This window comes from Mesorhizobium sp. L48C026A00, from assembly GCF_000502375.1.
GTDB classification, from domain to species: domain Bacteria; phylum Pseudomonadota; class Alphaproteobacteria; order Rhizobiales; family Rhizobiaceae; genus Mesorhizobium; species Mesorhizobium muleiense.
Genome location: NZ_AYWU01000013.1, coordinates 94,913 through 107,786, shown reverse-complemented (window position 1 = coordinate 107,786; position 12,874 = coordinate 94,913). Strand labels below are relative to the sequence as shown.

The window sequence follows — 12,874 nt, the reverse complement described above, 5'->3', positions numbered from 1 at the left end:
GGCAGGTCACTCGGCAGGCCTGTCCGAATTCTTTTCGTCCTGGTCGGCCTCAGCCGCCTCTTCCAGCCTCGACGCGATAAGTTCCTGAATGTCGCCGACCTCTTCCTGGATATCCTCCAGCGGTATGCCGGCCTCAGCAGCCTTCGCCGCGCATTCCTTGGCGAGGGTCTCGGCCTGCTCCTCGATCCTGTCCAGCGAGGACTGGCAGTGGACCTTTTCGCCGATCCACTCCTGCAAGAACTCGATCGCGTGTTCGCTCATGCTGCTGTTCCCTGGCGGCTGCGCCGGTTGGTAATCATAAACGCCGGCATCCCCGAAAAGATGCACGCTCCTATTCCAACCGAGTCGCCGTCACCCGGCAAGCCGATCTTGCCCAAGCTCCACAGGGCTGACGGAAATCGAAGGTTCAAGGAGCACATTCTAATTCTGAAGGAGATTCTATTTTCCTGAGCAGACTGGCACCGTTGGCTGGGATCAGGTCCCGGATCGCGCCATTGTTTCTACTTGTTATTTTCCGGCAAACCAGTCAATTTGTATGACAATAGGTATCACATTACGCGGCACGTTTGCGGCGCCATTCGCTGCGCAACCCTAGGATACGCGGCCAAAGCCGCCGCTATATAGTGACATCCTCAGGAAATGTCGACTCTGCTCGCCGACCTGCTTCTTTCCGCCGCGCCGAGCGTATCTGGATGGCATTTTGTCATCGTTGGGGCGAGCATGTTTCGCCGGAAATCGGGCGGGCGCATTGAGATGCTGAGCAGCTTGGCGCGGTAGCCGTGCCGGCGATCCTGCCGCAGTCGCTTCTCGCCGGAGAATTGCCGGCTTGGCCGGCTCGCCACTCGGGAAGCTCATTCCCTCGGGACGTGCATTGCTTCAGCAATCGAAAGTATCGGCCTAAAGCGCGTCGCGTCTGAAGGGTTTTCATGCGACACGCTTTAGGTTCTTGTTTTTATGCATGTCGTTGTCCCAAAACCGCTGCGCACCCTCGGTCAAGCCCGAGGGCAAGCTTTTGGGCGACATGCATTAGCCGCCAACCATGAGCTTGACGACTTCGTCATGATTAGTCTCCGAAATCTTGCGCTCGCCGGCCTGGATGCCGCGGCGCAGCACGACGATACGGTCGGAAACGGCGAAAATGTCCTGCAGATTGTGCGAGATGAAGATCACTCCCCGGCCTTGCGCCTTGAGCTGGTGGATGAGCGAGATGACCTTGCGCTGCTCCGGCACCCCGAGGGCCGCGGTCGGTTCGTCCATGATCAGGATCTGCGCATCCCAGTAGACGGCCCGGCCGATGGCAACGGCCTGCCGTTGACCGCCGGAGAAATTGCTGACCGGGGCGTCGAGCCGGCTGACATGGAAGTCCAGCCGCCCCATCGTCTGCTTGGCGGCGACGGCCATCGCCTTGCGGTCGAGCACCGGCAAGAAACCGAAAGCCTTGCGCATGGGTTCACGGCCGAGGAAGATATTGGCGCCGATGGATAAATTGTCGGCGAGAGCGAGATCCTGGTAAATGGTCTCGATGCCTTTTTCGCGCGCCTCCTGCGGCGTCGCGAAGGTGACCGGCTGCCCCCTCAGCAGAATTTCACCGCCGGTCGGCTGAAAGACGCCCGATATCGCCTTGATCAGCGTCGTCTTGCCGGCGCCGTTGTCGCCGGCCAGCGCCACCACTTCGCCCGGCCGCACGGCCATGGAGAAATCGTTCAGCGCCTGCACCGCACCGAAATGCTTGGAAAGGTGTCGGACTTCGAGAAGGGGGGTGGTTGGTTCGGAACTATTCATCCTGGCGAGCTCCACTGAACCGGCGCTGCGCCTGGTCGATAAGGACGGAGATAATGATGACGAGGCCGACGGAACTGCCAGAACGGCTCGACATTGACGAAAACCAGCCCGTATTGAATGACCGCGATGACCAAGGCGCCGGCGACCGTCCCGAAGATGGTGCCTGAGCCACCGAACAGGCTGGCGCCGCCGATTACCACGGCTGCCACGCTGTCCAGCAGCAAGGGCTCGCCGGCCTGGGCGGCGCCCGCGGTGAAGCGCGCTGCATAGAGCGCGCCCCGGAGGCCGGCGCACATCGCCGAAAGCACGTAGAGGCGCAGGATGTGGCCCCTGATGTCGATGCCGGCGCGGCGCGCCGCCTGCACATTGGCGCCGATGGCGTAGTTATGCTGGCCGAACCGGGTCTGGCTCAGGATGTAGTGCATCACCACGACAAAGACGGCGGCAATGATGACGAGATAAGGCACCCCGTAGAACCTGCCGTTGCCAAGCAGCGCGAACCAGGAATTCTGGACCGGCACCGTCGTGCCGCCGGCCAGCAGGAACGCAGCGCCGCGCGCCACGCCAAACATGCCAAGCGTGCCGATAAAAGGGGGAATTCTGAGGCGCGAGATCAGCAAGCCATTGATGACGCCAGGCACGCCGGCGACGATCACGGCCGCCAGAATGCCCAACATCATGGCCAGAGGCACCGGCATGGCGACGCCAGCCATATTCGTAGCGTGGGCGGCGACGACGGCCGCGAGACCCATGATGAAACCCAGCGAGAGGTCGATGCCTCCCGAAATGATGACGAAGGTCTGCCCGGTCGCCAGCAGCAACGGCGCCACGGCGAATATCGCAATGGACTGCACGTTGAACGGGTTGAGCACGAAGGTCGCGCCGAAGGAGAGCCTCGACCAGACCTCGAAACAGATGATCAGGCCCGCAAGGAACAGCCAGGCGCGCCCTTCGGCGATGCGTGCGAGCCAGCTCCTGGCCGGATCACCGTGATCCGCCTGAGGAGCGACATGCGTTTCGGTTGGTGATGTTGAAGTCATGGATGGTTCCGATCCGCAGAGCGGCCTCCGACAAACAGGGTCAAAGCGACCCGGCGCAGGTGTCCTTCCGGCAGGCCGGAAGGAGACTGGCTGGACTTATTCGGAATAGAGGTATTTCGAGATGTTCGGGTCGGCGATGTTGGCCTTGTCCATGATCGTAAAGCCGGTGCCGATCGCAACCGGGATCGACTGGCCGGTCAGATGGGCATAGGCCGACACGACGCCGAAATAGCCGATTTCCGCGGGATGCTGGGCAATCGCGACGTCGACAAGGCCAGAGTTGATGTTGTCGGCAATGCTGGTCGGCGCGTCGAACGCCACGACCTTGACGGTGCCGGTCTGCCCGGCCTGCTGGACGCCATTCGCCGCGCCAAGCGCCGAGAACAGGTTTGCGCCGAACACCCCGACGAGATCGGGATTGCGCGCGAACACAGCCTGCAGCTGCGAGGCGGCCTTGTTGGCGTCATTGTCGTTGAACTGGGTTTCGAGAACGGTGATGCCGGGATGGTTGGCCGCCATCTCCTTCTTGAAGCCCTCTTCACGCTGGTCGGTGGTCGAAATGCCGGGCTTGACGTTCGAAACGTAGACCTTGCCCTTGTCGCCTATGGCCTTGGCCAATGCCCGCGCGGCGATCTCGCCGCCCAGAATGTTGTCGGAGGCAATATAGGACAGTGGGAAATCCGCCTCGCCGGCGCCGGTCTGGTAGACGCCGCTGCCGATGAAGGTGTCGACGGTGATCACCGGAATGCCGGCGTCATGGGCCTTGCGCAGGGGTTCGACCAATTGAACCTTGTCGGTCGGCGCGATCAGGATGGCATCCGGCTTCTTGGCGATGACCGCGTCAAGCACGGGGACTTGCGTTACCGGATTGAAATCCGGGGCGCCCTGGAAAACCAGGGTCACACCAAGGGCATCGGCTGCCGCCTGGGCTCCCTTGCGCATGGTGATGTAAAAGCCGTCGGTGGTAAGACCCGGAATGAGCGCAATGGTGTATTTTTTGTCCTGCGCCAATGCGGGCGTGACCAGCGCCGCTGCGCAGATGGCGAGAGCCGCCAGAGCGGCAACAATCTTCTTCATAACATCCTCCTCCTAATGTTGGCAGATTTTGCCGTTGCGAGTCGTCCCGGCTCTGTGAAGTGCTGGCGGCGAGAAGCGGGTTTCGCCTGCTTGCTGTTATGGGGCAGCCTCCTCCCAAGCGCCCCAGTCATTAAATCGACCGTCGAAACCGACCACCCTGCTGCGCAGTCCCGTTACGAGCCTCCGCAAGGTGCAGGAAACTGCGCCGCTCGGCGCGCATGCTTGCCTAGCTGCTATGTTGTAACACTTTGCTGAAAGTAATTGCAACCGCACATTTCCGGGTCGAAACGCTTTCAAACCGGACACCATCTGTCTGCTCCGCAGAGCCCCTCCCGCAGACTATTGGCCCAACGCCTTGACGACACAACTGATGATTTCGCGGCGATGATTTCGCGGCTGCGGGTTGGGTGTCGATCGGTCTGGAATCGATCAGCCGTGCCGATGTCACGTATCGGCGTGCCCAGCATTATCGGGGCAAGAGAGCCTCGAGAATGGCCTGGGCCGTCTTCGTGTCCGTCACCAGAGCATTGATGAGCCTGGCGCGGACGGCACCTATGATCGCCTTCGCCTTCTCCGGCGAGGCGGCAACGCCGATCACCAGCGGGACGGCTCGAAGCTGGGCCGGCGACATTGCGATCATCCGGCCCTCCCCCTCCCACGGGATGAGCTTGCCTTCGGCGTCGAAGTAGTGGCGGATGACGTCTCCCGCCGCATGAAACAAGGCCTGTTCGCTCAGCGTGGCCGCGCTCGCCTCGGGCGGATTGATGGCATGGGGCAGGCCGATGCCGACGATCGCAACGTCGGTCCGGTCCCAAAGCGCGACGCTGTCGCGGATGGCCGCATCGCCGAGGAAGACCTCACGCAATTCGGACGACGGCAGATAGGGCGCATGGATGAAATGCGGCGTCCCGCCCAGCTCTTCTGCGGCCAGCCGCACAAACTCGTTGATCTGAAAATGCGCCGCCTGCTGCTGCATGCCGCCGGTGGCAGCGACGGTAAGAACGCCGGGAATGCGCGGCAGGCCTGCCTGGATCACCTCGCGAATGGCTCGCCCCCAGCCGATGGCGACGACCTTGCCGGCAGTCAGTCCCGCTTGCTTGAGCAAGGCGCCGAGCGGCGCAGCGAGCGCCGCCAGCGCACCGGCTGACGGCGTTTCGATGACCGCCGCGTCACGCAGCCCGAGTGCCTCAACCAGTTGCGTGGTGATGCCTTCGGGGGTTGCAAGATCGAGAACTTCGATCCGCACGATGCCCTCCGCTCTCGCCCGCTGCAGGAGGCGCGATATTGTCGCGGTGGAGACGCCAAGCCGCCGCGCGATATCGACCTGCGACATGTCCGCCTCATAGTGCAGTTTGGCGACCGTATGCAGCATCGTCCGCGATGCGGCTGCATCTTGTGCGGGAGGTGCAGACAGCTTGCAATTCCTTTCAGCAATGTGTTACAGACCCATCGACCGATGGGAGTTATCGCGCAAATCCGGCTGACTCGCAACGTGGGCTGGTTTCCACGGCAGATTGCGGCCAAGGCCGAATTTCTCGGTCCGATAGCGCAGCAAAGCGGCAAAACCTCCTGTCGGGAGGCAGGTAAAACTGAACCTTTCTTGTTTCCACTGATCTGCGCCCCGGTGAATGGGCGCCAACATCGGACAGAAGACCCATGACAAAGATGACGACCGCAGAGTTGCGCGGCTACCAGCAGATATGCGGCAAGGACGGGGCGATGATGGCCATCGCCTGTGACCAGCGCGGCGGCATGCGAAGCTTGCTTGCGGCGGACCCTGAAGAACAGGCCAAGATCACCGACGACATGCTGGGCGACACCAAGTCGGACATCACGCGATACCTCGCCAGCCAGGCATCCTGCGTGCTGCTCGACCCGCTCTGCGCGGTGCCGCGGGTTGTCGATGACGGGGTGCTGAGCCGCGATACGGCTCTGCTCATCGGCCTCGACGCTTCGGGCTTCGACGTCTCGCCTGCCGGCTACCGCCTGTCGCGTCTCGTTCCCGGCATCGGCGCGCGCCGCGTGCGCGAGCTCGGCGGCACCGGCGGCAAGATCATGGTCTATCTCAGGCCCGACAGGCCTGAGGCGAACGAGCATAATGTCGCCATTCTGCGCCAATGCATCGCCGATTTCGCGCAAGAGGACCTCCTGCTCGTCGTCGAGTTCCTGACCTATCAGCTCGAAGCGGAAAGCCTTGAAGAGTATACGGCCAAGATCCCCTGGCTCGTCGAAGAGGGCACCCGTATTTCGCTGGAATGCGGGGCAAAGGTGCTCAAGCTTCCTTATCCCGGAACGCCGGAAGCCTGCGCCAGGATCAGCAGCATGGCCGGCGAGGTGCCTTGGGCGGTCCTCTCCGCCGGCGTCAACCACACAACCTTCCTGGGCCAGGTCGAGATCGCGATGCGGAACGGCGCGTCAGGCGTCATCGCCGGCCGGTCGCTGTGGAAGGACTGCATCTCGCTCGACCGTGACATTCAGCGTGAAAGGCTCAGGACTATCGCGGTGTCGAGATTGCGCGAGCTTCAGGCGGTGATCGGAAACTACCGGCAGCAAGCCGCTTAGCAGATGACCCCGAACCGAAGGTCCGCGGATGCAAAATCGAAGTCGATCTTCGAAAAGGATCATACGCAAATCAAAGTACTATAGCGTCCTGTGCGCACCAGGATGCGCGGCGCTGTAGCTATCCGACGTTCACACCAGGCACGCACGGGACGTCATGCCTCTGACCATGATCCCGAAAAGTGGGGACCGGTTTTCGGAGAAGATCATGGTCAAACAGCAAGATAGAGCCCCATTTCGATTTAGTCGAAATGGAACAGGCTCTGGTTCGATGGCCATAGGAATCGATATCGGCGGCACCAATCTGCGCGCCGCCCGTGTTTCCGGCACGGGCGAAATCCTCGAGCGCATTTCCGAGAAAAGCGCGCCGGACCCCGAGCTCGTGCTCTCCCGGATCGCCGAAATGGTGCGCCGGCTCGATTGTCCCGAAGTTGCGGCCATCGGCATCGGCGTCCCCGGCCGCGTCGATGCGCGGCTTGGCGCGGTCTTGTCAGGGGGCTATGTCAACCTCGCCTCGGTCTCCCCTGCGCAACGACTGGAAAGCCTGGCGGGCAAGCCCGTGGTGATCGACAATGACTGCAACATGGCACTGGTCGCGGAAATGGCCCTCGGCGCTGCCAGAGGCCATGAAAGCATCGTCATGTTCACGATCGGGACCGGCATTGGCGGTGCCGTGGTCCAGGACCGGCGGATCGTCCGCGGCAAAGGGACGGCGGGGCAGCTCGGCCATATCACCGTCGACCTATCAGGCGAAGCGTGCATCTGCGGCCGGCGCGGCTGCGTTGAAACCACCAGCTCAGGCACGGCGCTTGGCCGTCACATCGCGCGGGCAGGCCTCGGTCCGGACGTTTCGGTCGATCAGCTTTCTGCCCGGGATGCGGGCGGCGATCCCTTGGCGCGCGGTATACTGGAAGCCTGGGCCGGGCCGCTGCGTGCGGCAATCGATACGACCGTGGCCATGTTCGACCCCGACCTGGTGCTGCTCGGCGGCGGACTTGGCCTGGCGGCCCATCGGGCGCTTGCCAGGGCTCCTGCCCTGGCGCCCTGGTACCAATGCCCGGTGGAAGCGGCGCAACTGGGTGACGACGCCGGGGTCATCGGCGCCGGTCTGCAAGCGCTCGCCGAGCAACCGGCAGTTGCACAATCAGAAGTTGGAGAAGCCTCGCCAGTATCCTTGCCGACCGCCCGGCTCGATCGCACCAGGCGCGCCGTGTCCGGCCGGCGCGCCGTGCTCGTCAACGGCATCCCCGCCAGCGGCAAAAGCACGGTCTCGCGCGGCATCGCCGCGCACATGGGCTGGCCATTGCTGGCACTCGATACGATCAAGAACCCGTTCCTGGAAGTGCTCGGCGGCGGCGATCGCGAATTCAACCGTATACTCGGCCGCGCCAGTTACCAGGCCATCTGGTCGGTCGTCGGCGAGGCCCCGGCGGGCGCCATATTTGTCATCGACGCCTGGTTCGGCTTCCAACCGCGCCAGGTGCTCGAGGATCACCTGCGCAGCGCCGGCGTCGAGCAGACCGCCGAGATCTGGTGCCATGCGCCCGGCGAGGTTCTGGCCGAGCGCTATCGCGCACGGCTCGACCAGCGTCCCGCCGGCCATCCCGGCGCGGCCTACATCCCCGAACTGATCGAACTGGCCAAGCGCGCCGAGCCGCTGCGGCGCGGACCGCTGCTTGACGTCGACACGACCAGACCGATCGCTTTCGACGCCATCACGCAATGGCTGCAGGCGACGATTGCGGCTGACAGGTAGGCAGCGCGGCCCCTAAGCACGTCGCGTGAACGGATGCATGCGACGCGCCTTAAGTTATTCCCGAGCGTCAGGATGCTGCCGATCCATGTTCTCTATCACCGCACAAATGAGGAGGATTCATACAAAGGCCTCGCAGAAGGCTGATACAAGCTGAGTAGTTAACCCGTCCTTCAGTGGGCTTGCATAAGCTTACGTTGCGAATCGGCATGGGAAGCGAACCGACTGGTCTATGGCCCTAAAGAAAGAAAACGCGCTGGAGGCCAGAATCCTTCAGGATCAGCTTGCTGATCTGAAGGCCGGTCTCTTCGTATCGATGCCGATAAGCACTATGCTATCAGGCCTGATTTTGACGGTGCAGGCCTTTTCTGGCGGAGGCTTTGCCGCCGCAATCTGGTTCCTGGTTATCAATGCGATAAATGCCGCCCGCCTCGGACTCGCCCGTTATCAGCTAAACGAGACGGGGGATCAGGGCGATTTAACAGGGATTTCGCAGCGGCTTCGCTGGTTTGGCATCCTTGCTCTTCTGTCAGGGTTTGCCTGGTCCTTTCTTGCCGTCCTTACCGTTGGCTACACAACGCCGCAAGCGCCGCTGCATCTGATTATTCTGGCGGGCATCTCAGCTGGTGCGGTTACATACGGCAGTTCATATGCCGCGGCCGCGATCAACTTCATTACGCCGCCGCTTGTGATCGCGATGGGTTGCCTGTTGGCGAAAGGCAACTTTGAAGATTACATTCTGGCCTTTGCCGTTCTGCTCTTCGTGGGCGGCTTGGTTCGAGGCTCGTTTGTAGGGCAAGCCCGCTTCCGCGAAGCAAGCCGCCTGAGACATGAGGCCGAGCGGCTTGCGGCGGAAATGGAGCGCAATTCCAGGGAGGACCACCTAACGGCCCTTCTCAACAGACGGGGCCTCGAACACGCGATCAATCAGCTCGAGAATACGGACGGCCCGTTCGTTGCAATGCTGATTGATCTGGACGGCTTCAAATCTGTCAACGATACCTACGGTCACAGGACCGGTGATGAACTGCTCATCATGATCGCCCGCCGCATCGAGCAGGCAGCGCCGGCAGGCTCAACGCTCGCCCGTATCGGCGGCGATGAGTTCGTGCTGTTTTTTCCCTCATTCAGGAGTTCGCTTTCTCCCAGTACCCTCGCATCCAATATCATAGCCAAAGTCGCCAGCCCCTATCGTGAGGTCGCGTCCGTCCGGATCGGTGCATCGATCGGAATATACCTGGCTGAAAGGCCGGGGCTGACGGAAATGTTGCTGCGGGCGGATGTCGCCCTCTACACGGCCAAGCGTCGTGGCAGGAACGAATTTCGCCTGTTCGATGCCGAACTCGACAGGGAATTGCAACGTCGCNTACACGGCCAAGCGTCGTGGCAGGAACGAATTTCGCCTGTTCGATGCCGAACTCGACAGGGAATTGCAACGTCGCCAGTCCATCGAACGCGACCTTCATTCAGCGATAGAGGCGAGAAGGGTGGCACCTTGGTTCCAGCCCATCGTGAGACTCGATACCGAGGCCGTGATCGGTTTTGAAGCCTTGCTGAGGTGGTCCCATCCGATCCATGGTTCCATCTCTCCACCCGAAATCATGACAGCCGCACGCGAAACCGGAATGCTTCAACTGTTAACGCAAACGGTATTCTCCGACTGTTGTGCTCTTATCGACGGCTTGGTGAAAGCTGACCGTCGAGATGTTCGTGTGGCAATGAATGTTTCACCGCGCGAATTGGAAGCCGGCGATATCGACGACATGGTTCTGAATGGTCTGGCGGCAAAAGACCTTCCGGCAACGATGTTCGAAATCGAGATTACCGAAGAATCTCCAGTGGACCCGGAAAGACTGGATGAAAAGCTCGGACGGCTTTCACATGCCGGAATTTCCATCGCGCTCGATGACTTCGGCACCGGCTTTTCCACGTTGGCGTCGCTCAAGGACAGTCGGATACGCAAGGTGAAAATAGACCAAGGCTTCATCCGCGGCTTGGCCAAGTCTCGGGAGGACCGGCTGCTTGTCAAAACGGTGATCGATCTTGGTCGGGCGCTCGGGATCGATGTCATGGCCGAGGGCGTCGAAACAGAGGCGGACCGGCAAATTCTGTACAAGCTCGGCTGCAGAACTGCTCAGGGCTTCCTATTCTCCAAGGCGGTGCCGCTAAGCCAGGCGCTTGAGGTGACACTAAAAGAGCACGCCACGGAGTTGTGAGGGCACACGCCACCAATGAAACCGCTGCGTGATCTCTGATCATGGGTGGTCAGGGGCGAGCGGTACGCTGGCTGTGCTGTCGCTCGCCGAACACGGCCTTGGTGATCGTGGCGTGCACGCCAAAATTTCCGTCGGCGACTTGCGTAATGCCGAAGTCGGCGGCAAGCGACATGATGCTCAACACCTCGTCCTCCGTGAGATCGTATGTCTGCATGATGAATCGGCGCGTCTGGCGTAAGGCGTTGCGCAGCGCCAACTCGATGGTGGATGTCTTGTAGACGTCCGACTGCGCGTTGCTGCCGAGGTCCCTGAGGTAGTTGGGATGGCTAAAACTCTGTATCACCCAGCTGTGCTCGGTTTCGATGAGCGGCGAGTTGAGACCGCGCAGGAAAGCCGGGCACACTTCGCCCGCCTTGTGCAGCTTGATGATGATGTCGCCGGTCAGCGAACACTCAAGACCCGTGCCGTTGATCTCGCCGTCCGCCTGCGCGAAATGCCCATCGCCGAGCGAGAGCAGTGCGCCCTGAACCGCAACGGGCAAATAAAGCTTCGCGCCGGCTCCGATCCTCCAATTGTCGATATTGCCGCCGAAATAGCCCGGCGGGATGGAATCGACCAGGTCGGCCTCGCGCGGAGCCACCGCGATGCACCCGAAATGCAGGCGCGCCGGTATGCGCACGCCGCTACCACTCAAGTCGCGATGCGAAACCTTGCTGTGGTCGACGGGTATGCCAGGATAGTCGATCGTCGCGTGGACAACGCCGAAGGGGTCGGTCTGCGGCTGCCATTCGTAGCTGTACAGCGGCCGCGCTGCGGCCGGGCACCGCATGTCGATCTCGAAGATAGTCACCGTTTCGCGTTTGGCATCCCGGTCCAGAAGGTCGTGATACTGATACCCCCACCACGCCGATACGTTCGATGCGAAGGCCTTGCCGGGAAAGGCAGCGCTCGGCCGTGGCCGAATTTCGACGAACTCGATCTCGAGCACGTCGCCGGGCTCGGCGCCGCGCACATAGATCGGGCCAGTCATGATGTGAACGCCGAACCCCTCGCCAGCGCCGCGCCCGAAGATGGAAGCGTTTGCCGGACCGGCCCCGCGACGGTCGACGCGCTTGTGTTCGGGTGACCAATCGAACACGCTTTCAGCCCCGCTGTCACCCGCCACCATCCGCTGCCAGTCGTCGCCCGCGTGCTGAGTGAGTGTCTCAACGGTGACTGAATCGCCCGGATCGACGCGCAACACCGGCGGCAGCGAGCGGCTGAAAAAGCCCCAATGCACGGTCTCCGCTGTTGCTGGCAAATGTCAATGGTCCGTGCGTTCGCGGGCTCTTGCCGTTGGTGGGCGATCCACAGCGGCCCGCAGCATCGGGGCCGGCCGCGCCGCCGCCGACTTGCGGCCGTCCGGTTTGCCGCGCAGCGGATAAGCTTCCTCCGTCTGCGACCTAGCGCGCCTCACCTGCCTGGGACTCATTCCAAACGTCGCGCCGAAAGTGCGGCTGAAATGCGATTGATCGCGAAAGCCCCAGCGCTGTCCGATCGCGGCCACGCTTTCATGTGCATGGTTGGGATCCGCCAGGTCGATGCGGCAATGTTCGAGGCGCTGCTGGCGCACATATTCGGAGAAGCTTTCGCCGCGCCCCTCGAACAGTTTTTGCGCGTAGCGTATGGAAAGCCCTTCCAGTCTCGCGATCAGGGCCAAGGCCAGATCCGGGTCCGACAGCCGGGCGTCAATCGTCGCCGCGACGCGCCTGAAATGCGCCGTTTGCACCCCGGTCAGGCTGCCAGCGGGCTCGCGTACCTCGCCAAGCAGGGCGCTTGCCACGAGTTCCGTCAAAGCCACTTCGGCGGCTGTCAGATCGGCCGCACCGGAAGTCTCGAGATTGGAGCCCAGCGTTCGCAATGCGGATTTCGCAACCGCAGCGACGACGGTGCTGCCTAGCACCTTCGGCAAGCGGATGCCGCTGCGGCCCAGCCGTGCTCCCAGCGGACCGGCGGCCGCCTGAAGTATGAACGCGCGGAAGTCACTGCGAAAGGTCATAGACCAGTCGTCGGCCGTGCCGAGCACCATCATGTCGCCGTCAGCGAGATCGAACGCCTGGTGCGGGGCGACAAGACGCCCGCGCCCAGCAACGATGAGAGCGAATAGAATCCCGTGGTCCCGGCGCATCGGCACGATGCGCTGGGGTGTACCAGAGACGTCGGCGAGGCGCGTGGTGGCGTTCGCTGCCCGCAGGTGCATGGTGCCTCTCGGGATCGGCTGGTCGTCGACAGACGCGGAAAGCGAAAGCTCCTCAAACCAGTCGAGCCACGCCTTGTCGCGGTGTTCGAGGGGCAGATGGTCGATCGATCGCAGAGCCGCAACCATAAGAGAAGAGGGTCCTTGTTGCATACTGCAGCGGCCTTTCCGGGGCGCGTTACGTCCATCAGGCGACCCGCCCGCCGAGATT

At 62.2% G+C, this 12,874-nt stretch carries 10 protein-coding genes and 1 pseudogene; 4 read left to right on the top strand and 7 right to left on the bottom strand.

Annotated elements, in window-relative coordinates:
* Positions 1 to 6: 6 nt before the first annotated feature.
* The 5 genes and pseudogenes from X738_RS62980 to X738_RS62960 all read right to left on the bottom strand — a co-directional run bounded on the left by X738_RS62980 (position 7) and on the right by X738_RS62960 (position 5,271).
* A complete protein-coding gene (locus tag X738_RS62980; RefSeq protein ID WP_023800333.1) occupies positions 7 to 261 on the bottom strand; it encodes a DUF768 domain-containing protein in 255 nt (84 codons plus the stop codon).
* Between the two features lie 765 nt (positions 262 to 1,026).
* Positions 1,027 to 1,782: an ATP-binding cassette domain-containing protein gene (locus X738_RS62975; RefSeq protein ID WP_023800331.1), complete on the bottom strand. Its 756-nt coding sequence runs from the start codon at positions 1,780 to 1,782 to the stop codon at positions 1,027 to 1,029.
* Positions 1,775 to 2,822 (bottom strand): annotated as a pseudogene (locus X738_RS62970) (ABC transporter permease subunit). Before X738_RS62970 ends, X738_RS62975 begins: the two are co-directional and overlap by 8 nt.
* A 96-nt stretch (positions 2,823 to 2,918) precedes the next feature.
* Complete coding sequence (locus X738_RS62965) at positions 2,919 to 3,899, bottom strand: ABC transporter substrate-binding protein (RefSeq protein ID WP_023800330.1); 981 nt, start codon at positions 3,897 to 3,899, stop codon at positions 2,919 to 2,921.
* Between the two features lie 466 nt (positions 3,900 to 4,365).
* Positions 4,366 to 5,271: a sugar-binding transcriptional regulator gene (locus X738_RS62960; protein WP_023800329.1), complete on the bottom strand. Its 906-nt coding sequence runs from the start codon at positions 5,269 to 5,271 to the stop codon at positions 4,366 to 4,368.
* 284 nt (positions 5,272 to 5,555) lie between these two features.
* Between X738_RS62960 and X738_RS62955 the strand changes: the two genes are divergently transcribed.
* The 4 genes from X738_RS62955 to X738_RS87175 all read left to right on the top strand — a co-directional run bounded on the left by X738_RS62955 (position 5,556) and on the right by X738_RS87175 (position 10,427).
* On the top strand, positions 5,556 to 6,461 hold the full coding sequence (locus tag X738_RS62955) for a tagatose-bisphosphate aldolase (protein ID WP_023800328.1): 906 nt from the start codon (positions 5,556 to 5,558) through the stop codon (positions 6,459 to 6,461).
* Positions 6,462 to 6,729: 268 nt separating this feature from the next.
* The gene (locus X738_RS62950; RefSeq protein WP_023800327.1) at positions 6,730 to 8,214 is read left to right on the top strand and encodes an ROK family protein; all 1,485 of its coding nucleotides are present in this window, start codon (positions 6,730 to 6,732) and stop codon (positions 8,212 to 8,214) included.
* 229 nt (positions 8,215 to 8,443) lie between these two features.
* The gene (locus tag X738_RS62945; protein ID WP_245277709.1) at positions 8,444 to 9,757 is read left to right on the top strand and encodes a GGDEF domain-containing protein; all 1,314 of its coding nucleotides are present in this window, start codon (positions 8,444 to 8,446) and stop codon (positions 9,755 to 9,757) included.
* A complete protein-coding gene (locus X738_RS87175; RefSeq protein ID WP_245277708.1) occupies positions 9,699 to 10,427 on the top strand; it encodes an EAL domain-containing protein in 729 nt (242 codons plus the stop codon). Before X738_RS62945 ends, X738_RS87175 begins: the two co-directional genes overlap by 59 nt.
* 49 nt (positions 10,428 to 10,476) lie before the next feature.
* Here the strand turns inward: X738_RS87175 and X738_RS86135 are convergent, their stop codons facing one another.
* The gene (locus tag X738_RS86135) at positions 10,477 to 11,727 is read right to left on the bottom strand and encodes an acetamidase/formamidase family protein (RefSeq protein WP_198032837.1); all 1,251 of its coding nucleotides are present in this window, start codon (positions 11,725 to 11,727) and stop codon (positions 10,477 to 10,479) included.
* Between the two features lie 3 nt (positions 11,728 to 11,730).
* The gene (locus X738_RS86130; RefSeq protein WP_198032836.1) at positions 11,731 to 12,792 is read right to left on the bottom strand and encodes a helix-turn-helix domain-containing protein; all 1,062 of its coding nucleotides are present in this window, start codon (positions 12,790 to 12,792) and stop codon (positions 11,731 to 11,733) included.
* Positions 12,793 to 12,874 lie beyond the last annotated feature (82 nt).